Here is a 23,266-nt window from a genome sequence, read left to right as displayed (position 1 = left end):
GAAAGTGGGCGGGGAGAATGGATTTTCAATTAAATGATGATCAATTAATGATGCAGAAGATGGTGCGGGATTTCGTCCAAGAGGAAATCGTACCCTTAGCAATGATCACGGATGAAACCCATGAATACCCTTTAAAAACCATTCGAAAAATGGGTGAGCTTGGACTGATGGGGATACCTATCCCGGAAGAATACGGCGGCTCAGGTTCGGACTTCTTATCCTATATCTTGGCTATTGAAGAAATCGCCAAAGGATGTGCTTCTACAGCTGTTATCTTAGCAGTGCATACGTCTGTGGGGACTTTTCCAATTCTTTATTTTGGAACTGAAGAGCAGAAGAGAAAATATCTTCCAAATCTGGCAAGTGGTAAATTTATTGGAGCATTCGCTTTGACAGAAGCCAATGCTGGTTCAGATGCATCTAGCCTGCAAACGACTGCAATACGTAAAGAAGACCACTACATCCTCAATGGAACAAAGCGTTTTATCACCAATGCGGGTTATGCGGACGTCTATTTAGTCATGGTTTCTACAGATCGAGGGAAGGGGCCGCATGGAGTGACTTCTTTTCTGGTCGATAAGGATACACCTGGATTTAAAATTGGGAAAAAGGAAGAAAAGATGGGCCTGAATGGATCCGCGACCTGTGAATTGATTTTTGAAGACGCTATAGTTCCGGCAGAAAACCTTTTAGGCGCTGAAGGGCAAGGCTTCAAAGTCGCGATGTCCCTGCTGGACGGCGGACGGATTGGGATCGGCGCACAAGCCTTGGGGATAGCAGAAGCGGCGCTAGAGGCGGCATTAGCTTATTCCCAAGAACGTGTACAGTTTAAACAAACCATCGGTAATTTTCAAGGAATTCAATTCATGCTTGCAGATATGGCGACTCAAATCGAAGCGTCGAAACTGCTGATTTACCAGGCGGCCTCTCTGAGGATGGCAGGACTTCCTTACAGTAAACAAGCCTCGATGGCCAAGATGTTTGCGAGCGATACAGCAGTTAAGGTGACGGCAGACGCGGTGCAAATTTTTGGGGGGTATGGTTATTGCAAAGAGTATAAAGTTGAACGCTATATGCGAGATGCCAAGATCACCCAAATTTATGAAGGGACAAACCAGATTCAAAGAATAGTTGTGGCGAAGCACCTGAGAGCTTAAAGAATTGGACCGACTGCAAGAGAAAAAAACGCATAGCACTTCTTCAAATTGAAGAGGTGCTTTATGAAGTAGCACTAACGTTTGATGAATATCAATAAGGAGGAGTTTTCTCTTTTTGGGCGAATTATTTGATAATATCAGATTGCAGGAGGTTTAACCAATGTTGCTTGAGGGACAAAACTTTTCGATTACCCTTGATGAAATATTAGATAACACAAATAATGCAATTATTGCTGTTGACCCTCAAGGTATGATTATGTACGCTAATCGGGCAGTTTTTAATATCCTTAAGATTCCAGTCAGCAATATTATTGGGCACCCTATCACCGATCATTTTCCTGAAACGGGGTTAATGCGAGTTTTCGATACTGGAATAGCAGAGTTAGCCCAGAGGTTATCCCTTAATGATACGATTTTATTAAGCAATCGAACTCCAATCTATGTTCATGGAGAACTTGTGGGGGCCGTGGCTGTATTTCAAGACATTACGATTCTGCAGAATGTCCTTGACAGTTTAGTAATCGAACATGAGAAAACCAAGCAACTTCAACGTACTCTTGAAGTCGTTCTGAACACAGCCTATGACGGGCTCATTGTGGTGAACAAAAAAGGAATTGTCACTATGACGAATCAGGCATTTTCAAGTTTTTTTGATCAAAATCCGGAAGACCTGGTTGGTAAACCTATCACTGAAGTTTACGATAACCCAAAATTTACAGAAGTTCTGGAAACAGGCGAGCCAGTGCATGGATACATACATGACCTAAATGGACATGAAATAATTGCAAGCAGAGTTCCAATTTTGCAGGATGGTAAAATTGTAGGCGCTTTAGGAAAAGTTGTTTTTAAGGATGTTAACGAGCTCTACGCTTTGACCAAAAAGATTGATTCTTTGCGTTCTGAACTTGACTATTATAAAAAGACCGTGTCAGAGAACAATTCTTCAGCTCTGGAGCTCTTGCACGGGAGAAATCGCATCATGGGTTCTTTGATACAAACTACTCTGCGCGTGGCTAAATCTGGATCGACTGTACTTCTAAGGGGAGAAAGCGGGACAGGGAAAGAATTATTTGCTCTGCTGTTGCATGCGCAAAGCTCCCGCAGCGAAGGTCCCTTTATTAAGGTGAACTGTGCAGCCATACCTGAAAATCTCCTCGAATCTGAAATGTTTGGTTATGATGAAGGGGCATTTACCGGTGCAAGGAAAGGGGGGAAAATAGGTAAGTTTGAATTGGCTAATGGAGGAACTCTTTTCCTGGACGAAATCGGAGACATGGAAATGAGTATGCAAGCTAAGCTGTTAAGGGTAATTCAGGAACGAGAAGTGGAACGCTTGGGAAGCAACAAATCTCATAAAGTAGATTTCCGGTTGGTTGCTGCGACTAATCGCGATCTCGAGGGGATGATTCGAGATAAACAATTTCGCGAAGACTTATATTATCGCTTAAACGTAGTAACCTTGACGATTCCCCCCTTACGAGAAAGGATAGATGACATAGGAATCCTGATTAGAACATTTATTAAGAAGTTCAATCTTCAGTTTGCCCAATCAGTGACGGGAATCTCGGATGAGGCAAAAGAAATTCTGAAGAAACATCGCTGGCCAGGTAATATCCGGGAGCTTGAGAATATTATCGAAAGGGCCTTCAACATGGTTGATGGCACTGAAATTGAACTTAAGCATTTGCCTAGCTACCTGCAAATCATAGCCAGTCATGATACACGTCCTTATGTTGAAGGGTCGCTGGAAACGATTCTTAATGAGGTGGAAAAGGATGCCCTTGTCATAGCGCTCAAAAATTCCAATGGAAATAAAGTTCAAGCGGCAAAATCCTTGGGTTTGTCGAGAGCAGGCTTATATAAGAAACTAATTAAGCATCAATTACACAAGATGTAATAGTTAGGAAATAAATTGTCTGGATTTCAACCAAATAAGGAAATTAAAGCATGTCTACTTTTGGCAGGTGTATCCATTTGTAGACAGTGTCTAATATTAGCTATAGTACAGAGCGCAGAGTTGTTGTCGTCTTTTATATGTATACAAATGTGTACATATATTAAATTATCGAAAATTTGTCGGTTCACAAGAGATACAGGGCAAGATGCTTGATATCAGCGAAAACTAAATTATCGGAAGATACGGAATATTCGTTGGCATGTTAATTGCAAGATTATTCAGTAAGATTCCTAATCACCTATAGAAGGTCTTGTAATAAAACAAAAGGAGGATTCAGTGTGAAGACTATTATGGTTATTGGAGCTGGACAGATGGGTGGTGGAATCGCCCAAGTTGCTGCCCAAGCAGGTTACTCGGTCATTTTAAATGACATTAAAGAGGAATTTGTGAACAGGGGTTTCGGAATTATTGATAAGAATCTTAGCCGAAGTATCGAAAAGGGAAAGCTCAAGGCGGAAGAAAAAGATCTGATCATAGGCCGTATTACTAAATCGATCTCTTTGCAGGATGCTGTATCAGCTGACTTGGTGATAGAAGCAGCAGTAGAAAATATGGGAATAAAGGCTCAGATTTTTTCTCAACTGGATGTCATATGCCCAGAACATACAATTCTTTCTACTAATACCTCGTCATTGCCAATTACTGAGATTGCTGCTTTTACCAAACGGCCAGATCGAGTCATAGGGATGCACTTCATGAATCCCGTTCCAGTGATGAAGTTGGTAGAGGTTATTCGAGGCCTTGCCACCAGTGATGAAGTGTATAAAACAATCGAAGATCTCAGCTTAAAAATGGGTAAAACCCCTGTGGAAGTCAACGATGCCCCAGGTTTTGTTGCTAATAGGGTCTTAATCCCCATGATTAACGAAGCTGTCTATACGCTTTATGAAGGAATAGCCTCTGTCGAGGCAATTGATAATGTTATGAAATTAGGTATGAATCATCCGATGGGTCCCTTAGCGTTAGGAGATTTAATCGGCTTGGACACGGTTCTATCAATTATGGAAGTCCTTCATGAGGGATTAGGCGATAAATATCGCCCATGCCCATTACTCCGAAAATATGTCAAAGCGGGCTGGCTTGGACGGAAATCCGGTCGCGGCTTCTATAAATACAATGCTTAACTCCAACGTGCAAGGAGGGCAAACTATATGAACTATACCAATCTGTTACTGGAAAAGAACGGTGCGGTCGCAGTTCTAACCATTAATCGCCCAAAAGCTTTAAATGCCTTAAACAGTGACACCTTAAAGGAACTGTCCACCGCGCTCGATGAGTTGGGGAGAGATTCCAGTGTCAAAGCTGTCATTCTTACAGGCAGCGGGGAAAAGGCCTTTATCGCTGGGGCGGATATTTCTCAAATGAAAGATTTTAATGCAATAGAGGGTCGCCGCTTTGCCCAATTAGGGCATGCAACCTTCCGTAAACTTGAATTGATGCCACAGCCGGTGATTGCCGCCATCAATGGATTTGCTTTAGGTGGGGGTTGCGAGTTAGCTATGGCCTGCGATATTCGTATAGCTGGTGAGAATGCAAAGTTTGGACAACCAGAAGTAACTCTCGGACTTACAGCCGGATTTGGAGGGACTCAGCGTTTACCTCGTTTAGTCGGCACTGGCATTGCTAGTGAGTTACTATTTACCGGAGACGTTATCGATGCTAAAGAGGCCTATCGTATCGGGTTAGTGAATAAGGTCTATCCTTTAGATACTCTCATGGAAGAAGCTCTAAAGCTTGCAAAGCGAATTTCAGGAAGGGCGCCTGTAGCAGTTCAGTTAAGTAAGAGTGCAATCCAACGCGGTATTAATATGGACTTAGATAGCGCCCAAGCGTTCGAAGCGGAAGTTTTTGGACTGACTTTTAGCACACAAGATCAAACCGAGGGATGCGGCGCCTTTTTAGAAAAGCGTAAACCCGTCTTTGAGGGAAAATAAACTTTAAACCTTAAAAGACGAGTCTTTAGGTGAGACACAAATAGAGAGGATTGATTTATATGAATTTTGATTTAACTGAAGACCATATTATGATGAGAAAAATGGTGCGGGATTTTGCTGAGAAAGAATGCGGCCCGGGAGCAGAAGAACGCGATGAGACCGAAGAATTTTCTGTAGATATATGGAAAAAAGCTGGAGAGCTCGGCCTGGCAGGTGTTACATTTCCTGAAGAGTACGGCGGCGTAGGCGCGGACTATATTTCGTATGCTATTACAGTCGAAGAACTTTCTCGTGTCGATGCATCTGTAGGAGTAACCATTTCTGCCCATGCCAGTCTGTGTGCCAATCCAATTGCTTTGTTTGGAACTGAAGAGCAGAAGAAGAAATACTTAGTTCCGTTGGCTACAGGAGAGAAGCTCGGAGCATTCGGTTTGACAGAGCCTATGGCTGGATCGGATGCTTCAGGAACTCGGACAATGGCTGTCCGTGATGGCAATGATTACATCATAAACGGCACTAAATGTTTTATAACCAATGCTTACTATGCCGATGTCTATGTGATCACTGCTCAAATGGATAAGAGCAAAGGAAATCGGGGAATTGCCGCCTTTATTCTGGAAAAAGGAATGCCAGGTTTCTCCTTTGGCAAAAAAGAGAAGAAGATGGGGATTCGTTCTTCAGCCACCTATGAATTAGTTTTTGAAGATGTCCGCGTTCCTGCTGAGAATTTGCTCGGTCAAGAAGGACAAGGCTTCAAAATCGCAATGCAAACACTTGACTTTGGTCGAATCGGGATCGCTTCCCAAGCATTAGGTATCGCCCAAGGCGCTTATGAGCAAGCCATGAAATATACCAAGGAAAGAGTACAGTTTGGCAAAGCCATTTCTGAGTTCCAAAATACTCAGTTTAAACTGGCAGACATGGCAACACAAATTGAAGCAGCCCGTCTCCTTGTTTATCAAGCGGCATATTTAGCATCTCAACATAAACCTGTTGGCAAGGCTTCTGCCATGGCTAAACTTTTCGCTTCCGAGACTGCTATGGCTGTAACCACAATGGGTGTTCAACTGCACGGTGGATATGGATATACGCGGGAATATCCTGCTGAGCGCATGATGCGTGATGCTAAAATCACCGAGATTTATGAAGGAACTAACGAAATTCAACGTATCGTCATTAGCGCTAATATTCTTAAATAGAAGAATTAATTAATATTTAGCGAAGCGCCGAAAAAGGCGCTTCGCTGTAAAATAGTAATTCGGTTTAGGTAATTTAAGAGCTTCGGATTATTCACCGTTGCAGAAGGAGAGGACTAATCAATGAGAGACGTTGTTATTGTGAGTGCAATTCGTACCCCTGTCGGTTCTTTTTGCGGTACATTAGGGCAAATGCCTGCTGCTGACTTAGGTGCCATAGCTGTCAAAGAAGCGATTAGAAGAGCTGGGATTACCCCTGAGCAAGTCGATGAGGTTATTTTAGGTAACGTTTTACAGGCTGGATTAGGACAGAATCCCGCTCGTCAAGCGTCAATCAAGGCTGGAATTCCTCAAGAAGTACCCTCCTGGACACTGAATAAAGTATGTGGATCCGGACTGAAAACCATCGTTTGTGCCGCTCAAACCATTATGGTAGGGGATGCCGATATTGTAGTAGCAGGTGGAATGGAGAGTATGTCCCTTGCTCCTTATGTGCTTCCCAAAGCGCGTACCGGATACAGAATGGGCAATGATACTATCGTCGATTCCATGATTAACGATGGCTTAACAGATGCCTTTGACAAGATTCACATGGGCTTTACAGCTGAAAATATTGCGGAACAGTTTGGCATTTCTCGCGAGGAACAAGATCGTTATTCAGTTTCTAGTCAAAATCGTTGCGAGGCTGCCACTAAAGCCGGAAAGTTTGAGGAGGAAATAGTACCTGTATCCATTCCCCAACGCAAAGGGGATCCTGTAGTTGTTTCTCAAGATGAATTTCCACGCTTTGGAGCCACCTACGAAGCTGTTGCCAAATTGCGACCAGCCTTTAAAAAGGATGGAACCGTTACTGCCGCCAATGCTTCGGGGATTAATGACGGAGCTGCTGCCCTGGTCATCATGGCGAAAGAGAAGGCAGAGGAACTGGGCATAACACCGTTGGCAACCATTAAATCATGGGCTTCAGCCGGCGTAGATCCCAAAATCATGGGGACCGGCCCTATTCCTGCCAGCCGTAAAGCCTTAGAAAAGGCTGGGCTGAAAATTGAAGATATCGATCTCGTAGAGGCTAACGAGGCTTTTGCTTCCCAAACTTTACGAGTCGCTCAAGAGTTGCAACTGGATATGGCTAAGACGAATGTCAACGGTGGGGCCATTGCTCTGGGCCATCCGGTTGGAGCTTCAGGAACACGTATTCTCGTGTCCTTGCTGCACGAAATGAAGCGCAGCAACGCGCATCTCGGATTGGCAACACTTTGTATCGGCGGTGGTCAGGGGATCGCTTTAGTCGTAGAACGCTAATCCTGGACAACTGTTTCTAACGTTTATATTTCTAAGTACACTTCAACATTCAAAGATAAGTCGTTCTAACGTTCACTTCCAACTTGAAATTAATGCGTTTTTATAGATTAGTAATTGGGTGGAGCAGAAGGGGGATGTAACAATGTATATAGAAGAGTATCGGAAAAAGTGTGTCTCAGCAGATGAAGCAGTAAAAGTAATTCGCAACGGTGACTGGATTGAGTTTGCTTGGGCTGCAAGTATGCCCGGGTTACTTGATGAGGCTTTGGCCCGTCGTAAAGATGAACTTTATGATGTCAATTTGCGTGGCGGTGTAATTATTACTCCGGTGACTTGTATGGAATGTGATCCAACCGGTGAGCATTTTACATGGAATAGCTGGCATCTTGGCGGACGCGAACGTAAATTGGTTCAAAACGGCCGGGCTTATTATATCCCCCTCAAATATTCAGAATTACCACGGTATTTACGTGAAAATGTAAAAACGGATGTTGTGGCTATTCAAGTAGCTCCCATGGACGCACATGGATATTTCAGTTTTGGAGTTACGGTGTCTCACTACGCTGCAGCTATTGAAAAGGCCCGTGCTGTCATAGTAGAAGTTAACGAGGATATGCCCAGCACTCATGGCGGGTATGATCATGCAGTTCACATTTCTAAGGTAGATTTTGTTGTTGAGGGAGGACACCGAGGACTGCCTATCTTACCTTCGGCATCTGCTTCAGAACTTGATCGGCAAATTGCTGGGTATGTATTGCCTGAAATTATGGACGGTGCATGTATTCAATTGGGTATCGGCGGAATGCCAAATGCCTTAGGTAAAATGATTGCTGAATCAGATCTTAAAGACCTGGGAATTCACACAGAGATGTTTGTTGACGGATTTGTGGATATGGTAGAAGCGGGTAAGGTTACTGGAACGCGCAAGCAACTTGACCGAGGAAGAATCGTCTATGCTTTCGCGGCAGGCACCCAGAAACTCTATGACTTTCTTCGGAATAACCCATCGTTAGCAGGTTATCCTGTGGATTACACCAATCATCCTTTTATTGCTTCTCAAAATGACCAACTAATTTCCATCAACAGTGCTTTAGAAATAGACTTAACTGGCCAAGTTTGTTCAGAATCAGCTGGCCCCAGCATGATTAGCGGTGCAGGGGGGCAACTTGATTTTGTGGAAGCTGCTTATAATTCTAAAGGGGGGAAAAGCTTCATCTGCTTACCTTCCACCTATAAGGATAAAAGCGGGCAATTGCATTCTCGCATTAAAGGACAAATGACGATGGGCTCCGCAATAACGGATACTCGTCCAACCGTACAGTTTGTGGTCACAGAGTTTGGAAAGGTTAATCTTAAAGGGTTGTCTACTTGGCAACGTGCTGAAGCGTTGATTTCAATTGCTCACCCTGATTTCCGGGAAGCTCTGATGGCTGAGGCTAGAGGTCTTAAAATTTGGCGTAAGCTTGCATAGTCCTTAAATATAGGGCATCATATTAAATGAGCTTAATACCTATTAGTTCCTTTATCTGAAGGGTTAAGGAGGGGGTTTTGATTAGCCCCTTCTTTTTTTATGCCGGTCAGGCAGTCTGGCGCGGCCTAGTTTTCTATATTTGTGGACAATGTTTGTTTTAGAGGTTAGAATTGGAAATGGATTGGAAATTGAATAGCAGGTATAATGATCCCTGAGATGAACAGTGTAATAAGATCAGAGGATGAGTGAGATGGATAAAAAAACTAAACTTAGGTTACCACCGCGAAAACCGGTTTGGAATATTTGGCAGGGATTGCTTTTAGTAGCTATTATCACAATAATTGAATTTCCACTTGGCTGGTTGGAGAGCCCTAAGGATTTAGATTCTGTGCGTGGGATTCTAAATTTTATCCTCGTAGGTTTAGGAGATGTACTGCTTTACTTCGCAATAATTTTCATATTTCTTAAATTTATACGGCGCCCTTTTTCCGACTTAGGATTTGTTAAAACCTCTCGAGGCTTTTTACTGTTGGGTTTTATCGCTGGAGTTTTATTGTTCGTAGGTGTCGGTCTTTTAGGAAACTTTTTAACGAAATTGTTTGGAACTCCTGCTCCCCAGAGTTTTGCCATAGCGGTAAAAGGGGCAAACTACACATGGGAATTCATTCTCCTCACTTTTTTAGGGGGGGTTGTTGCTCCGATTAAAGAAGAAATGTTTTTTCGCGGTTTAATCTACCCGCCGTTGCGCCAAGTCTTCGGAAGAGGTAAAGGAATACTATTGACAGGGCTCTTCTTTGCATCATTACATTTAGAAATTATTCGTTTTTTACCACTATTTATTGGCGGAGTCGTGCTTACATGGTTGTATGAACGTTCTTCAAGTATTTGGCCAGCCATCGTTGCCCATGGAACGTGGAATATACTTATGGCCCTTGCGCTATGGATTCAGCGTTTATAGAAAATAATCTTATACGAGGAGATATCTAATGAATAGCAATATACTAAATATCGAATGCCTAAGGCTTATATCAGATGGTTCAGGAGTAGGGTATATGAATGGCATTGCTACGTTTGTGCCGGGACTTCTGCCGGGAGAAACAGCAGAAGTTGCAGTGTCAAAAACGAAGAAAAAATGGCAACGAGCGTCTCTTTTGAACCTAATACAGCGTTCTCCAGAGCGTATCGATGCACCTTGTACTGTCTTCGAAGGATGCGGAGGATGTCAACTTCAGCATACAACCTATGCAGAGACTCTTTTGTGGAAACAACGCTGGGTTGAAGATGCACTTGCCAGAATCGGCAAAATAAGTGCGGAGGTCAAACCTACACTTGGAATGGAGCATCCATGGCGCTATAGAAATAAGGCGCGTCTTCATCGCCTGCCAACAGGAGAATTGGGATATTACAAGGAAAAGTCAAAGGATCAGGTAAACTTCCATGACTGCCTGCTCTTAAGCGAAGGCATGAACCGTTGGATAAAACGGACTGAAGAGCTTTTAGGGGAAGGTTATCCCGAAATACATACGCTAACCTTCCGTAAAAACACCAAGAACGAAGGGCTTTTAATAATCGAGGGAATGCCTGGCGAATCCCTTTCAGTCCCCGAAAATAATGATTTCTTTGAGGCTCTTGCGAAGGAAGGGCTTCGTTCCATTTGGAATCTTGATGCAGAAGGAAGTCTTCAACTGATTTGGGGAGATGAAGAGTTCAGCCAAACGATTCTTGGCTTAACTTTTGAACTGTCTCCTTTAGCATTTTTACAAGTCAATTCACGCCAAGCAGACCTCCTGTATAAGCTGGTGTTGGATGCGGTCGCCCTGACAGGCGAGGAGATTGTATGGGATCTTTATTCAGGAATAGGTACTCTGACCTTAGCTTTAGCCACAAAAGCCATGAAAGTAACAGCTATCGAGGAAAACCCGTATGCCGTCGAAAATGCAATTCAAAATGCCGTCAACAATCACGCTGTGGGGAACATCGAGTTCTTGAAAGGGAAAGTTGAACAGCGGATGATGAAGATAGAGGAAGAACCGGATGTAGTAGTCCTAGATCCTCCACGTGCTGGTATTCACGCGGATGTTTTGCAACGGTTGCTAGAGCTGAAGCCTCAACGCATCATCTATGTGTCTTGCGACCCAGGTACTTTAGCACGGGATTTGGGGGGACTCACAGCTGGAGGATATAAGGTAGACAGTGTGCAGCCGGTGGATATGTTTCCGTGGACAGGGCATGTGGAATGCTGCTGCCTGTTGGTGCGAGCAGAATAGATTATTTATTTAGGTTGAGGTGCAATATGAAAAAGTATGAGGTCTTTCTGATAGATGCTGACGGAACATTATTTGATTATGATATGGCTGAAGAAAGCGCCTTGAAAATCATGTTTCGTAAGTATCAATTTTCTTATGAGGAAAATGTGAGAATTAAATATAGGGAAATCAACCAGGAAGTTTGGGATTCCTTTGAAAAAGGTCAAATTCCAAAAAGCGAAATGCAAGTTCTGAGATTTAATCAGTTATTCGATGCTCTAAAAATCGAGAGCGACCCAAAGAAATTTAATGAAGAATATCTCGTCGAATTGGGTAAAGGCTCTTTTTTAATTGATGGGGCTTTCGAACTATGTAAAAGTATAAGCGATAATAACTGCAAAGCTTATATTGTTACAAACGGCATTTCTACCACACAAAAAGCAAGGCTTGAAAACTCAATAATTAAGCCATACATAGCCAAGCTCTTTGTCTCAGAAGAAATTGGATTTCAAAAACCAAATGCTTTATATTTCGAATATGTATTTTCCCATATTCCATATGTTGATAAAAGCAAAATGATAATAATCGGAGACTCATTATCAGCCGATATTGCGGGCGGTATTAATGCAGGGATTGACAGCTGCTGGTTCAATAAATTCGATACGGAAAACAATACAGACATTGCACCGACATATGAAATTAAGAGCCTAAAAGAGCTATATAAGCTAATTGTTTAAACAAATCGGAAATATACCCCGACACCAAGGGGATATCAGCCTCATACGGCATCTTTTTTGTCTCCTCAAGGCATGTGGAGACAGTTTGTCTTTTAGCTAGATAAATCATGCATTTTAGGTAAAAAAAATCTGCTCATGTGTTATTTGCCAACGATTTGCCGACGAAGTTTTCTTTGCGTTGGCAAACATGTTTTTCAAATATTGCTACTGTGTCATCGGCCATCTTTTCTGTTGGATGTGTGTACGTATCCATCGTGGTTGATAATCTGGTATGCCCGAGACGCTTTTGAACATCTTTCATGCTGGCTCCATTTTCGATCAAGGTTGTCGCATGAGTGTGTCTTAATGAGTGAAAATTAAACAGTATACCGAGCTCGTAATGAATAACCCTGGATGCGTATTTAAAGGTGTCCGGGGTTACTATTTCTCCATTCTCTTTTGTGCATATCATGTTGATGGAACGTATGGCGCCCGGATCAACCGAAACGGAAAGGGACAATATCCTACGCAAAGTATCTTTTTCGTTTTTCTCTTGTATTTCGTATTGTTGTATATAGTGCTGGCCGTATTTAAGTCGGTTTTCTGACTGCTGTTTTTTATGCTGCCTTAAGGCCTCAATCAAGGTCTTGCCAATCTTAATATCTCTAACCGATGATTTAGTCTTTGTGGGTCCGAAATACCAGCGTGGATAAATATAATAATTGAAAATAGGGATGTCGAAAAGATAGTATCCAGTTACGATCGAAGCACAACGTTTTTCTATTGCGATCCGCCATATTACGGTTTAGCCGATTACAAGAGTCAAGGGAGCAAGCCATTTGCGAAGGAAGATCATATCAGGCTCAAGGAATGTCTTTCAAAAATTCAGGGGAAGTTCTTGCTTAGTATTAATGACCATCCGGAGATCCGAGAGTTATATTCCGGATTTAATATTAAACAGGTAGAAGTAAGATATTCAGTTTGCAGAACAGACAAAAGCAGTAAGGCCAGCGAATTATTCATAAGCAATTATGAATCGAAGGTGGCTAATTGGAAATTTTGATGCCCCCATCGAAGTACTAGCCCACTTCGACCTGACAGGAGCTCCGCGCCCATATCGCATAACTCTCGAAGGTAAGGAACTCAAGATCGAACAAGTTGTCTCCGTCACCGAAGAGAAACTGTCCGGCAATCGTATGCTATGCTTTCGCTGCCAAAGCGAGATCAAGGGGGAGCTGAGGCCGTTTGAGATTATATTTGAGATGGGTATGCAAGTGGTTTTTATGGAAGATGTAGTAACGAACCTTCTGAACAAGCATATAGTATTGAGATCTTCTTATTTCATATATACACTTCACTCTCATCTGCAACGGTGGGAGCTTTTTTGTAATAGGGAATATTTGTGGGTAATGAACAGGAGAATTTTAGAAATAATTTCTAAAGACCATAAAATAATCAAAGCTACCACCTTTTCAGATGATAGCCTAGTTTAGTAGAATTTTTAGAAAATAACTCCTAAAGCGATAAGAATTAGAATAGCAATAGCAATGATTCCGACGCCAATCCCAACACCAGGGGAAGGAGGACAACATACAGGCGGAGGACAACATACACCATGCGTTCCGCCATAACCCATTCCGTACATCAAGTATTTCTCCTTTCTAATTTAGAATACAATTCCCATTGCAATAAGCAGAAGAATAATTACGACAACTATAGCGATTCCTACAAAATTGAACTTTTCGTGATGACAACAATCATCAACGCCACCGAATGCCATTTGCATTTCCTCCTTTGTAAAGAGATACTACATAATATGCATAAGTTGGCTTTAGTGGAACAATATGGTAATAAGAGTGATTCTTGGATTATGTATAAGATGTAAGGCTCTCAGGCAAAATACATCTATTAAATCGTTCGTCCTACTTATTTGGCTCTCATCGGAAACGGTGAGGCCTTTCTTTTTTTCAAAGATCAAATATATGTAAAGGTAGTTGTACTCCTCCCTCGAAGTGGGATCCCGTGACCTCCCCGAAGCATGTCCGAATCATCAGTTTCTGCCACGTCCTAAAGACCATTATTTTTATCGAGACAGATAATTCACACATTCATTATGTCGAAAGTATTTGTAGGAATATATTGACAGAAAATATAATATACCTTAGAATAAAGTAAACTAATAGTTTACTTTATAACACGCAAGTGAAATGAAAGCGGTGTATCTTTTGGGAATCAATAAACGCAAGGAAAAAGAAAAGGAAATTCGCAGAAATGATATTATTGATGCTGCGGAAAGAATCTTTTTTACAAAAGGATATGATAATGCCACGATGGATGATGTGGCGAAAGAGGCAGAGTTCAGCAAGAGAACGGTGTATGTCTATTTCAATAGCAAGGAGCAGATCTATTTTGAAATTATGATAAGGGGATACAAGCTGTTAATCGGTATGCTGAAGGATGATTTACAAAAGGAAAAAGCCTGTAATGCGATTGAGGAAATAAGACAAATTGCTTTGACAATCTACCGGTTCAGCAAGGATTATCCGGAATATTTTAAAGGAATTATGGAGTATGAAAATGGTGAACTAAATTTTCAAAAAGGGATTCCGGATCAATCAAGAGAGGAGTGCTATGCCCTGGGAGAGGAAATACTGGGGCATTTGATCGGAGCGTTGGAAAAGGGCATAAAAGAAGATTCCATCCGCAGTGATTTGGATGTTGTAAAAACAGCGCTTGTCTTATGGGCCTGTATGATAGGTGTGTTTAATATCGCAAAGAGAAAGGAAAATTATATTAGAAACTATCACATGACGACACCGGAGGAATTGGTATCAGCAGCTTTTCAACTTATCATCAGATCAATGCAAACTGAAAATGGAGGAAATAAAAGATGAGCAAGAGGACGGTGAAAAAAACTATGACCATTATTCTTTCAAGTATAGGCGCTCTATTAATCATAGCATTAGTATCCCTATTTATCATAAGCGGGATTTTTGAGTCGCCAAAATACTTGGAACCTTGGCAAAAAACTTATTCGCAAAAATTTGACGATCCGAGAATCCAACTCGCGGCTCACGGACTGTTGGCTGCAAACGGCCATAACATGCAGCCGTGGGAAATACAGCTCGACAAAGATGATCCCATGGTATTTTACTTATACGCCGATAGTGACCGCTTGACAAGCGAAGTAGACCCTTTCTCAAGGCAAATGATGATTACGCAAGGTACATTTTTGGAGTATGTAAAAATCGCCGGAGATGAACTAGGGTATAAAGCCGCAGTAGAGTTATTTCCAGATGGCGGCTATGATGAACAAAAATTGCAGGAGAGCATGAAAACCAAACCGGTGGCAAAAATTATGCTTACGAAAGACAAACCTCAGAACAACCCTCTTTATGATTCCATGTTTTTGCCTGATACTAACAGGGCGGCATATCAGTCAAACAAGTTAACCTACGAACAGATAGATCATTTGCAAGCCATCAATACTTATGCCAATATGTCGGTAAAGATTTTTCAGGACATAGAAAACATTGAAAAATTAGGAAGTTATGTAAAGAAGGGCGCAGCTATCGAAGCAGGCGTGAATCGAGTTATGCAGGAAACGGAAACTATTTTTCGCGCTAACGAGTACCAAAAAAACAAATATCGTTACGGTTTTTCTGTCGAAGGAAAGGGTACTTCAGGCATCATGCGGCATATCATGCAGGGCTTGGTCACGGTCTTTCCTTTTATGAACAGTGGGAAAGCAGCGTCGGATATGTTCATTCAGTCTACCCGGACATCGGTAGACAATACACCGGCCTATGCCATGATTATTACAAATGATAATAATCGTTCAAGCCAGGTTAAAAGCGGTATGCTTTACAGCAGATTGATACTGACAGCTTATAGTTTGGGTTTAGTTATGCAGCCCCTTAGCCAGGTTTTGGAAGAATACCCCGAAATGAAAGAGCCATACAGCAGCATTCACCGCGACTATGCTTCAGATGCGGGTACCATTCAAATGCTCGTTCGTTTGGGTAAGCCCACAAAAGAAGTCCCGCAGAGCATGCGACGCGATGTGATAGATTTGTTAATCAGAGAATGAATTTTTGACATAGAACTAACTCAAGGCATGTGGAGACGTATAAACTTATCAAAAATTGATTAGTCACTTGTACCTGAGATACCTCTATCTGTTCGGAGACTGTGTATGGGTCGGGAAAAATACTTTTTCAGTTATCTTAGAAGAGGGCCTCTCATATTCTAAAGAAGAGGGGGATTTTAATTGAGTCCGAATTCTTATAAAGTCAGAGATTCCTGCCGAAAAAACCTGGTTAAGTATACAATGAAAGCTTTTTCCTTAATCCCACCAATTGATAATCCTGTTATATTGGACATGGGTTGCGGTACAGGAGAGCCGGCATTGGCTTTGCTTGAGATTTGTAATGGAAAAATATATGCGGTCGATTCGGACATAGAATGTGTTTCAGTGCTTAATGAAAAAGCAAAGACGTCAGGCCACGCTGACAGAATCAAAGTCATAAACGGCTCCGTTTTTGATAGAAACATGTTTCAGAATCAATTCGATATCGTATTAGCCGAAGGCTTGCTCAACATCCTTGGATTTGAAACAGGCTTGCCTCTTTTGATTAATTTTTTAAAGCAGAGAGGGTATTTAATCATACATGACCAACTGCAAAATGACGCTAAAAAGAGAGCCTTATTCACAAAATACAACCTAAATCTTTTGGATGCGTTTGAATTGGATGAGAATATTTGGTGGAATGAATATTACTGCTGTCTGGAAAGATCAATAGACAATATTGAAGATACTTTATGTCAAAAAGAAATCAATGAAATAATAGAATATAAAAAGGACCCTGAAAACTGCAGATCGATTTACTATATTGTGGCACGTACCCAACCAGAATCAGCTCTGTAGGATATGGACAGCAACAGTAGAAGTTTGATATCTCGCCGCCAAGGCACCACTAGGCTTAAATGCCATTTTTTTGTCCTCAAGGCATGTTGAGACAGTTACAGTGATAATAAGCTCTCTGTTTTTTTGTCTTCATCAATTTCGCAGTGCTAATACTTTAGTTACATATTACTTTAATATATACTTAACTACTTCTTCAGGAATAACAAACTCAGGGCTTCCAGATGATCCAGGAGCAACCTCATACTTATCAAAGCAAATTACTATCCTGCCATCATTATTGATATGAAAATTCTGGTTTTCTTTAATGCCTTTAAAGGGTCCGAATGTTGGATCATCTACCCAATAGGTCTTTTCTCCTTTCGCATTCTGTCTTTTCATTTCGGCTGTAATATACTCGCTCAGCTTTTGAATATAATCAGAATCCTTCTTAAAGAGCGATGGTAATGTAAGCAAAGTTTTTGTTTTCTTATCAATGGTATAGAACTTATGTGTAGTCGATGATGAACCGACGGTATTTGCCATATAGACATCAATTGCCAGAATGTTGTCATTATTCGTTTTGACGATATATCCAGAGTCAATGCCTAAATGAACTTCTTTGCCCGGAAACTGTTTTTTAAGCTCCTTCATATCGCTTTCGAAGGCTAAAATGAGGGCCTTTGAGTTATCCTTGAAATCCTTATTGAGTTTATCCTGAAGCTCTTTATCTAATAGACCTTCAATCTTTGGTGTTTCTATAGAAGCTTGATATCCCCCATCCTTAACTACATATCTTCCGAATGTTAAGACTTTTACAATTTCGCTCATTCCAGGTATATCAGCTATTGTAGATGCAAAGACCGGACTTAGATTAAGAGATAAGCTAAAGGCAATAATGAGACAAGCAACTAAGCCTGTTATCTTTTTCCAAGTATTAGCGTTATTTCTTTTGCTTGCTTTCATGGAAATATCAATCCTTTCTTTTAATGTGTCAGACGCCTTAATCTGCATATATTCTTCCTTCATTTTTTCTAGTTTTTTGTTCATAACGCTCCCTCCATTTCAATACGAAGTATTTTCAGCGCTTTGTACAGCCATGTTTTGACCGTATTCAAATTTTCATCGAGAATAAGCGCTATATCTTCAAGAGGCATCCCCTCAAAAAATCTTAAAACAACGATACTTTTATATTTTGGTTCCAGAAAGCCGATCATTTGCTCAAAAGAAATATTGGAAAAGTCATCACCATCATCTTGAACATCCGCCATGTCTATAGGATCTATGTACACTATTTTTTTATTTTTTTTAATAGTCGAAAGTGCTGTGTTTGCTACAATCCTGTACAACCATGTCCCTATTTGATCAGGATTTCTTAATGAGTTTATTGATTTTAAGGCTTTAAGAATACTTTCATTAGCTACGTCTTCAGCGTCTTCTTGATTTGTAGTGAATGTATATGCAAACCGATAAATGCTATTTATATGTTGAGAAATATAGGCTTCAAATAGCTGTTTATTTGTCATCTCTTTTCCTCCTTCTGACTGTTAGACTATTTGAATCACTGAAAAGTTTTCAGTATGGCAAATTTTATTAGTCTTTTCTCGGTTCAAATAATCCTTTATCTATGTGTATTATTTGAAAGAGTTAATAACTTATCATTCTAGCTAGTCCTGAAAATATAAAATGTTATATATTATGACAATTTACACTCACGGTGTTTTCTAACCCAACAAATCGAGCACTCCGCGCACCCTGGTCACGGCAAAATGACTACAAAAATTATAGCTTTTTTATCGTGACGATGCACGTAGGTGTTACGTCATTGTAAGGTTTTTTTGGGGCTTAAGTTCCAACGGATGTAATACCCGGCGAGTTGCGTCCTGCTGCATGTCCCCCAGCCCCGAAACTGGCTGTTATAAGGGTTCTGGAACCGAGCGACATTGACGAACAGCCCCAGAACCCTTCGATTCTCCGCTGTTTCCGTATGTGTTGAGCTGTTCTGGCGACGAGGTATTCGTTAAGAATAACGATGGCTGTGGTCGTTCCTACATCGAGGATCATGACGGATACGATTACGACCCGATACAGGAAAAAAAGGAGACATCCGGTTCGAGAATATATGCGCAGCTTAACTCAAAACTAGGGAGCTATTACAAAACGGGGTATTTATCGCCAGGGCAAAGTTTAAAATAAAAGAATCGGGGTAATTGCAATTTGTTGAGGACGGTCCCCTGCTGGCAGGGTAGCAATGGCCGCATTAATAGCCGTATCGAGTACAGTGACAGTATCAGTAGTAATATTTACGACATAAGCTCGTGAACCGTCGGGGGTAATCGCAATTCCTTGTGGACCGCTTCCGGCAGGTAAGAGTACAAGACCTCCCGGGCAAAACGCACGGGAGGTCTTGTTTAGGTTAAAACAATAATACCGCGCTCCCCCAAAAAGGTTCCACCCTAAAATAAAAGAATAGGGGTAATCGCAACTGTATTAGGACTGTTCCCTGCTGGCAAGGTTGCAATGACCGCATTAATAGCCGTATCGAGCACTGAAACGGTTCTATTACCAATATTCGCGACAAAAGCACGTGAACCGTCGGGAGTAATTGCAATTCCAAATGGCGCGCTTCCTACGCCAGCCGGGCTGTGAAGGATTTACTGGATGCCCACGGGGAAAATTCCGAGGAAGAGATCACCTTTTTCTGCATTCATGACGCCGACGCTTATGGCACGATCATCTATGATACCCTACAGAATGAAACCAGAGCCAGGCCCGGCAGAAAAGTGAAGATCATCAATCTGGGCTTAGACCCTGAAGAAGCCCTCGCCATGGGGCTGGAGGTGGAACGGGTGGGGAAATCCGACCGTAAGAAGGGCGTGGCCAGCTATATTGATCCGCGGTGGGAGAGCTGGCTGCAGAACTACAGAGTGGAACTGAATGCCATGAGTACTCCCCAGTTTCTGGCCTGGCTGGAGGGAAAAATCCAATTGCACGATAAAGGCAAAGTGATACCCCCGGAAAGGATCCTGCAGGAGAGCCTGGATCAAAGCCTTCGGGATAAACTGGGCCGGTGGCTGACAGGAGGGACAATAATATATGGCTTCCATATAAGTCTCTCTCACAAGCAGCCCCCATCAGCCGCGCGTTACGCCGTCATTGACATAAACCTCACCAGCTTCATTTTTTTAGACCCTTGATAATTTCATGGATGTTTACAATCTGATTCTCATTCAAGCTTTTTAAGTCATTCACCACGGCATGCATTAGAGCCGGGTTACTTGTGCCGTCATCAAAAAAGTCCTTGGGGGATATTTTGAAGTATTTGCAGATGTATAAAAATTCTGCCATGGATGGCAGCGCTTTTCCGGAAACTATGCTGTGAATATAGCTGGGGCTGTGTCCTAAATCAATACTCATACTTCGTTCAGAAACATTTTTCTGAATCCTCAATTCGCTGATTCTATTACGAATAAAACAATCATCCATAATACCACCTCTGTCTAATTCTAATAGATAGTATTGGCAGTACCGGACGATTAAATTATTTGATTGTGCTGAAATATATAATTTAATCGTCTATAATTTAATTAATATCTATTTTAATTAGTTGATTGAGGTGGAATTGTTTTGAGTATGAGAAGAGTCTATCGAAAAATAGCCAAAGAGCATGGGGTATCTGTTCAGGAAGTTAAAAGAGATATGCGGACCGCTATTGAGTATGCTTATAAAAAACCGACTAGATCTGAAAGTGAGAAGACAATACAAGAAAGTATTGCTTGCAAGAAAGGAGTACCCACTCCGAAAGAATTTGTTACATATGCTGATAGGGAATTAAAAAGGGAAGAAAAATAGAATCATAGGGCATGAATCCTGCCAAAGGAGGGGATTCATGCCCTATGGTTTTGCAGAGGGGAAGCTATTGGACAGGAGGGAGGCATTGATTTACAATGAACTGGAATATGTTTGGGAGGAAAAAACGATGAAATCAAAGTACCCCGTTAATGGGATGCAAATTCCTTTTGATCAGGGATGAATCTCACTCAGACCCTCAAATTGAAACCCTTTGCAATCAGGAACAATACCACGGTATTTGATTCCCAAGAATATTGCAAATGATGCTCAATTGGAAAAATTAGTACATAATTTGTTGCGTAGTGGCTTTGCATTTTGCATTGGAGGAGAACAGCATGAGTGAGCCGCAAGTCTAGGTGATTTGCATAATGGATCGGGAAAATCCCTGAAGGGCACATAATTCTTGGCGAGGCTATACCCATGTTAATCTTAAATTTTTATGGTATTATGTGAAAAAGCGTAGCAGGAAGATAGGAATCGAATTTTTAGTAGAATTAATTATAGGAGGACATGTTATGAAAATTTCAAAGAAAGATGCGTTGACTTGGTTTGAATTCTTTTCAATATTGCCAGAGGATGAGGAAGTTATGACAAAACAACAAGAAATCATTTACGCTACCTTTGCACAAATTGAGGCTGCCATCGATCATAGAAATGATATGTTAATGTCGGAAATCAGAGGCTTGAAAACTTTGGAGAATAGAACTTTTTTTGTGGGAAATGAAAGCAAGTTCCCCAAAGGATGTCGTTCTTGTCTATTGGGAACCGGTTTGAGTGCAATCAGGAAAACGAACAAATGTAACTTAGAGTGTAAGTTCTGCTATCATTATGGAGAACTGGATGATATTGCTCCGGTTGGCGAAGGTATGTGGGAAATCGGAGATACAAAATTTTATGAGAAGGACATTGATTTACTTCTTTCCATCCAACAGAAGCCCACGGGCATTTCCTACGTTTATTTAGAGCCATTCATGGAAATTGAAAAATATTATTCGGTTATAAAGAAATTCAGTGATGCAGGGATTCATCAACATCTCTATACAAATGGCACTTTAGCTACGGAAGAGACGTTAAAAGCGTTAGGTGAAGCCGGTCTTGACGAGTTGCGTTTCAACCTGGGTGCCTCAAATTGTTCGGACAAAGTGATTGAAATTATGGCAATAGCGAAAAAATACATCAAAAATGTAGGTATTGAAACGCCAATGACCCCTGAGTTCTTCGAAACTTTTTTCAAGAAGCAAGCGATCTTAGAGACAAAACTCGATTTTATTAATTGTGCAGAATTGCACTTAAATGCCAATAACATAGACAATTATTACGGGGAAAACATGTATATTTCCAGACATGGCTATATATCTCCAATTTGGAGTAGGGAATTAACTCTGAAATTCATGAAAATAGCCGTTGAAGAAAGCTGGGATTTAGCAGTTCATGATTGCTCAAACTATACGAAATTTGCCAGAGGTTTGAATTTTAGTGGCAATGAAGGTAGGTGGGTCGGATCCAGTAATTATACCTGTGCGTTTTTCAGGATACCCTACGAAGTATTTTTACCCATACTGCGTGATGACAATTTCAAATTTTTAAGTGAAGAGGAATTGCCTGCCGGCTATAGACCAGGAGAGCTGGTTTTTTAGTGAGGTAAGATACCAAATGTTGAAAAACAAGGTGCTGACAATAGTTCTTCGTAAATTTGATACGCTTGGCATGTAACTTAATAACTTAAAATTAACATGTGGAGTGATGTTTTCAATTCTGTGAAATGACTGTGTGCCAGTGACGCAAACTCGAGATGTATTGAACCAGGGGCCGTAACAAAACTTAGCTCAAAAAGTCGCCTAAACTAACTGGTTTAAGCGACTTTTCCATTCAAATAATAGAGTAAAAATGGTATAATATAAGGGAAATATACACAATATTACATGATTATGGAGGGCTTGCCAGTGTCTAAGAAAGGGCAAAAAGTTCATGATAAAAAAGTATTTATTCCCTATATGCAAAACCAATTAACCCTTCCAATAAGTATTGAGAGCTTAATTCTAAACGATCATGTAGTCCGTGTTGTTAATAAAGCCGTTGACCAAATGAACCTAGAGCCAATACGAGGATGGAGGTTTTACTGATAAATGCTCGGTGACAATTAAGAAAAAAGTAGAAGTCTCTACTGGGTCAAATACAAATAAAAGCAACTCGACAAATACCAATGCTAGACAAGTTATAGCTGACTGGGTGGTAGTTGTTCACACCTTGGTCGGCTTATTTTGTTGTTGGATCGCTATCCCTAAGTAAACGGCTCAGGCTGCCGAAACTTTGGAACTAACGGAGAATCAACCGAAACCTTTGAGCTTCCATGGTATCGCAATGAAACGGGTGTCGTGTTGTAGGGGGAAATATATCGATCCAGACGGTTTATTTAATGTAAAAAGGTCTGGCATTTGTATAAGTGATCGTTGGGTTATAGTGGCTCGGATGTAAAGACAAAAAGAATCAAAAAGATAATGTACCAGATATTTCATATTAATAGTATTCCTT

Annotated in this window: 27 protein-coding genes; 19 read left to right on the top strand and 8 right to left on the bottom strand. The window is 41.2% G+C overall.

Annotated features, from left to right (window positions below; all coding sequences use genetic code 11):
* Positions 1-17 precede the first annotated feature (17 nt).
* The 10 genes from M8E35_RS24200 to M8E35_RS24155 all read left to right on the top strand — a co-directional run bounded on the left by M8E35_RS24200 (position 18) and on the right by M8E35_RS24155 (position 12,000).
* Entirely contained in the window at positions 18-1,157 is a 1,140-nt protein-coding gene (locus tag M8E35_RS24200) for an acyl-CoA dehydrogenase (RefSeq protein ID WP_252473513.1), read from the top strand.
* Positions 1,158-1,317: 160 nt separating this feature from the next.
* On the top strand, positions 1,318-3,054 hold the full coding sequence (locus tag M8E35_RS24195; RefSeq protein WP_252473511.1) for a sigma-54 interaction domain-containing protein: 1,737 nt from the start codon (positions 1,318-1,320) through the stop codon (positions 3,052-3,054).
* 338 nt (positions 3,055-3,392) lie between these two features.
* Positions 3,393-4,238, top strand: a complete 846-nt coding sequence (locus M8E35_RS24190) for a 3-hydroxybutyryl-CoA dehydrogenase (RefSeq protein ID WP_252473509.1) — start codon at positions 3,393-3,395, stop codon at positions 4,236-4,238.
* Between the two features lie 27 nt (positions 4,239-4,265).
* On the top strand, positions 4,266-5,048 hold the full coding sequence (locus tag M8E35_RS24185) for a short-chain-enoyl-CoA hydratase (RefSeq protein WP_252473507.1): 783 nt from the start codon (positions 4,266-4,268) through the stop codon (positions 5,046-5,048).
* Between the two features lie 59 nt (positions 5,049-5,107).
* Positions 5,108-6,247, top strand: a complete 1,140-nt coding sequence (locus M8E35_RS24180) for an acyl-CoA dehydrogenase (RefSeq protein ID WP_252473505.1) — start codon at positions 5,108-5,110, stop codon at positions 6,245-6,247.
* A 120-nt stretch (positions 6,248-6,367) separates the two neighbouring features.
* A complete protein-coding gene (locus M8E35_RS24175; protein ID WP_252473503.1) occupies positions 6,368-7,546 on the top strand; it encodes an acetyl-CoA C-acetyltransferase in 1,179 nt (392 codons plus the stop codon).
* Between the two features lie 142 nt (positions 7,547-7,688).
* A complete protein-coding gene (locus tag M8E35_RS24170; protein ID WP_252473501.1) occupies positions 7,689-9,017 on the top strand; it encodes an acetyl-CoA hydrolase/transferase family protein in 1,329 nt (442 codons plus the stop codon).
* 250 nt (positions 9,018-9,267) lie between these two features.
* Positions 9,268-9,975: a CPBP family intramembrane glutamic endopeptidase gene (locus tag M8E35_RS24165; RefSeq protein WP_252473499.1), complete on the top strand. Its 708-nt coding sequence runs from the start codon at positions 9,268-9,270 to the stop codon at positions 9,973-9,975.
* A 28-nt stretch (positions 9,976-10,003) separates the two neighbouring features.
* Complete coding sequence (rlmD, locus tag M8E35_RS24160) at positions 10,004-11,284, top strand: 23S rRNA (uracil(1939)-C(5))-methyltransferase RlmD (RefSeq protein ID WP_252473497.1); 1,281 nt, start codon at positions 10,004-10,006, stop codon at positions 11,282-11,284.
* Positions 11,236-12,000, top strand: a complete 765-nt coding sequence (locus M8E35_RS24155) for a YjjG family noncanonical pyrimidine nucleotidase (RefSeq protein ID WP_252473495.1) — start codon at positions 11,236-11,238, stop codon at positions 11,998-12,000. The genes rlmD and M8E35_RS24155 overlap by 49 nt, the downstream gene beginning before the upstream one ends.
* A gap of 133 nt (positions 12,001-12,133) precedes the next feature.
* Here the strand turns inward: M8E35_RS24155 and M8E35_RS24150 are convergent, their stop codons facing one another.
* Positions 12,134-12,511, bottom strand: a complete 378-nt coding sequence (locus tag M8E35_RS24150) for a tyrosine-type recombinase/integrase (protein ID WP_252473493.1) — start codon at positions 12,509-12,511, stop codon at positions 12,134-12,136.
* 165 nt (positions 12,512-12,676) lie between these two features.
* On the opposite strand from M8E35_RS24150, the gene M8E35_RS24145 reads away from it, so the two are divergent.
* The gene (locus tag M8E35_RS24145; protein ID WP_309446506.1) at positions 12,677-13,042 is read left to right on the top strand and encodes a DNA adenine methylase; all 366 of its coding nucleotides are present in this window, start codon (positions 12,677-12,679) and stop codon (positions 13,040-13,042) included.
* Between the two features lie 438 nt (positions 13,043-13,480).
* Here the strand turns inward: M8E35_RS24145 and M8E35_RS24140 are convergent, their stop codons facing one another.
* Positions 13,481-13,624: a hypothetical protein gene (locus M8E35_RS24140; protein WP_252473491.1), complete on the bottom strand. Its 144-nt coding sequence runs from the start codon at positions 13,622-13,624 to the stop codon at positions 13,481-13,483.
* Positions 13,625-14,204: 580 nt separating this feature from the next.
* On the opposite strand from M8E35_RS24140, the gene M8E35_RS24135 reads away from it, so the two are divergent.
* From M8E35_RS24135 to M8E35_RS24125, 3 genes are all read left to right on the top strand, one after another.
* Complete coding sequence (locus M8E35_RS24135; RefSeq protein ID WP_252473481.1) at positions 14,205-14,873, top strand: TetR/AcrR family transcriptional regulator; 669 nt, start codon at positions 14,205-14,207, stop codon at positions 14,871-14,873.
* Positions 14,870-16,069, top strand: coding sequence for an Acg family FMN-binding oxidoreductase (locus tag M8E35_RS24130; RefSeq protein ID WP_252473479.1), 1,200 nt, complete (start codon positions 14,870-14,872; stop codon positions 16,067-16,069). Before M8E35_RS24135 ends, M8E35_RS24130 begins: the two co-directional genes overlap by 4 nt.
* A gap of 180 nt (positions 16,070-16,249) precedes the next feature.
* Positions 16,250-16,906: a class I SAM-dependent methyltransferase gene (locus tag M8E35_RS24125; RefSeq protein WP_252473478.1), complete on the top strand. Its 657-nt coding sequence runs from the start codon at positions 16,250-16,252 to the stop codon at positions 16,904-16,906.
* A gap of 165 nt (positions 16,907-17,071) precedes the next feature.
* Here M8E35_RS24125 and rsiV read toward each other — a convergent pair whose 3' ends face one another.
* The 5 genes from rsiV to M8E35_RS27070 form a co-directional block, all read right to left on the bottom strand.
* Positions 17,072-17,932, bottom strand: a complete 861-nt coding sequence (gene rsiV / locus M8E35_RS24120; protein WP_252473476.1) for an anti-sigma-V factor RsiV — start codon at positions 17,930-17,932, stop codon at positions 17,072-17,074.
* On the bottom strand, positions 17,929-18,408 hold the full coding sequence (locus tag M8E35_RS24115) for an RNA polymerase sigma factor (protein ID WP_252473474.1): 480 nt from the start codon (positions 18,406-18,408) through the stop codon (positions 17,929-17,931). The genes rsiV and M8E35_RS24115 overlap by 4 nt, the downstream gene beginning before the upstream one ends.
* A gap of 319 nt (positions 18,409-18,727) precedes the next feature.
* Positions 18,728-18,946 (bottom strand): hypothetical protein, encoded by a 219-nt coding sequence (locus M8E35_RS24110; protein ID WP_252473472.1) that lies wholly within the window; start codon positions 18,944-18,946, stop codon positions 18,728-18,730.
* Between the two features lie 123 nt (positions 18,947-19,069).
* Positions 19,070-19,219 carry a hypothetical protein gene (locus M8E35_RS27075; RefSeq protein ID WP_373887480.1) on the bottom strand — a complete coding sequence of 50 codons (150 nt, stop codon included), beginning with the start codon at positions 19,217-19,219 and terminating at the stop codon, positions 19,070-19,072.
* Between the two features lie 119 nt (positions 19,220-19,338).
* Entirely contained in the window at positions 19,339-19,488 is a 150-nt protein-coding gene (locus M8E35_RS27070; protein ID WP_373887479.1) for a hypothetical protein, read from the bottom strand.
* Between the two features lie 39 nt (positions 19,489-19,527).
* Here M8E35_RS27070 and M8E35_RS24105 point away from each other — a divergent pair, with 39 nt between their 5' ends.
* On the top strand, positions 19,528-20,079 hold the full coding sequence (locus M8E35_RS24105; protein ID WP_252473470.1) for a toprim domain-containing protein: 552 nt from the start codon (positions 19,528-19,530) through the stop codon (positions 20,077-20,079).
* On the opposite strand, the gene M8E35_RS24100 is transcribed toward M8E35_RS24105, so the two are convergent.
* A complete protein-coding gene (locus tag M8E35_RS24100) occupies positions 20,060-20,368 on the bottom strand; it encodes a helix-turn-helix transcriptional regulator (protein WP_252473468.1) in 309 nt (102 codons plus the stop codon). The two genes, M8E35_RS24105 and M8E35_RS24100, sit on opposite strands and share 20 nt — an antisense overlap.
* Before the next feature lie 147 nt (positions 20,369-20,515).
* Between M8E35_RS24100 and M8E35_RS24095 the strand changes: the two genes are divergently transcribed.
* The 4 genes from M8E35_RS24095 (at position 20,516) to M8E35_RS24080 (ending at position 22,857) form a co-directional block, all read left to right on the top strand.
* On the top strand, positions 20,516-20,734 hold the full coding sequence (locus M8E35_RS24095; protein WP_252473532.1) for a sporulation initiation factor Spo0A C-terminal domain-containing protein: 219 nt from the start codon (positions 20,516-20,518) through the stop codon (positions 20,732-20,734).
* Positions 20,735-20,771: 37 nt separating this feature from the next.
* A complete protein-coding gene (locus M8E35_RS24090; RefSeq protein ID WP_252473466.1) occupies positions 20,772-20,915 on the top strand; it encodes a hypothetical protein in 144 nt (47 codons plus the stop codon).
* Positions 20,916-21,249: 334 nt separating this feature from the next.
* Positions 21,250-22,371, top strand: a complete 1,122-nt coding sequence (locus M8E35_RS24085) for a radical SAM protein (protein ID WP_252473464.1) — start codon at positions 21,250-21,252, stop codon at positions 22,369-22,371.
* Between the two features lie 306 nt (positions 22,372-22,677).
* Positions 22,678-22,857, top strand: a complete 180-nt coding sequence (locus M8E35_RS24080; RefSeq protein WP_252473462.1) for a hypothetical protein — start codon at positions 22,678-22,680, stop codon at positions 22,855-22,857.
* Positions 22,858-23,266 lie beyond the last annotated feature (409 nt).

This window comes from Desulfosporosinus nitroreducens, from assembly GCF_023897015.1.
Taxonomy (GTDB): Bacteria; Bacillota; Desulfitobacteriia; order Desulfitobacteriales; family Desulfitobacteriaceae; genus Desulfosporosinus; species Desulfosporosinus nitroreducens.
Note: the sequence above shows the minus strand (reverse complement) of the source record. Positions and strands in the feature narration are given on the sequence as shown.

What these genes read in the sequence shown, in the direction of transcription:
- M8E35_RS24165 (WP_252473499.1), top strand. Translation starts at nt 9,268, where the DNA reads ATGGATAAAAAAACTAAACTTAGGTTACCACCGCGAAAACCGGTTTGG.
- rsiV (WP_252473476.1), bottom strand. Translation starts at nt 17,932, where the DNA reads ATGAACAAAAAACTAGAAAAAATGAAGGAAGAATATATGCAGATTAAG.
- M8E35_RS24200 (WP_252473513.1), top strand. Translation starts at nt 18, where the DNA reads ATGGATTTTCAATTAAATGATGATCAATTAATGATGCAGAAGATGGTG.
- M8E35_RS24100 (WP_252473468.1), bottom strand. Translation starts at nt 20,368, where the DNA reads ATGGATGATTGTTTTATTCGTAATAGAATCAGCGAATTGAGGATTCAG.
- M8E35_RS24180 (WP_252473505.1), top strand. Translation starts at nt 5,108, where the DNA reads ATGAATTTTGATTTAACTGAAGACCATATTATGATGAGAAAAATGGTG.
- M8E35_RS24195 (WP_252473511.1), top strand. Translation starts at nt 1,318, where the DNA reads ATGTTGCTTGAGGGACAAAACTTTTCGATTACCCTTGATGAAATATTA.
- M8E35_RS24115 (WP_252473474.1), bottom strand. Translation starts at nt 18,408, where the DNA reads ATGACAAATAAACAGCTATTTGAAGCCTATATTTCTCAACATATAAAT.
- M8E35_RS24170 (WP_252473501.1), top strand. Translation starts at nt 7,689, where the DNA reads ATGTATATAGAAGAGTATCGGAAAAAGTGTGTCTCAGCAGATGAAGCA.
- M8E35_RS24090 (WP_252473466.1), top strand. Translation starts at nt 20,772, where the DNA reads ATGCCCTATGGTTTTGCAGAGGGGAAGCTATTGGACAGGAGGGAGGCA.
- M8E35_RS24130 (WP_252473479.1), top strand. Translation starts at nt 14,870, where the DNA reads ATGAGCAAGAGGACGGTGAAAAAAACTATGACCATTATTCTTTCAAGT.
- M8E35_RS24085 (WP_252473464.1), top strand. Translation starts at nt 21,250, where the DNA reads ATGAAAATTTCAAAGAAAGATGCGTTGACTTGGTTTGAATTCTTTTCA.
- M8E35_RS24185 (WP_252473507.1), top strand. Translation starts at nt 4,266, where the DNA reads ATGAACTATACCAATCTGTTACTGGAAAAGAACGGTGCGGTCGCAGTT.
- M8E35_RS24110 (WP_252473472.1), bottom strand. Translation starts at nt 18,946, where the DNA reads ATGATCCTCGATGTAGGAACGACCACAGCCATCGTTATTCTTAACGAA.
- M8E35_RS24140 (WP_252473491.1), bottom strand. Translation starts at nt 13,624, where the DNA reads ATGTACGGAATGGGTTATGGCGGAACGCATGGTGTATGTTGTCCTCCG.
- M8E35_RS24175 (WP_252473503.1), top strand. Translation starts at nt 6,368, where the DNA reads ATGAGAGACGTTGTTATTGTGAGTGCAATTCGTACCCCTGTCGGTTCT.
- rlmD (WP_252473497.1), top strand. Translation starts at nt 10,004, where the DNA reads ATGAATAGCAATATACTAAATATCGAATGCCTAAGGCTTATATCAGAT.
- M8E35_RS24095 (WP_252473532.1), top strand. Translation starts at nt 20,516, where the DNA reads ATGAGAAGAGTCTATCGAAAAATAGCCAAAGAGCATGGGGTATCTGTT.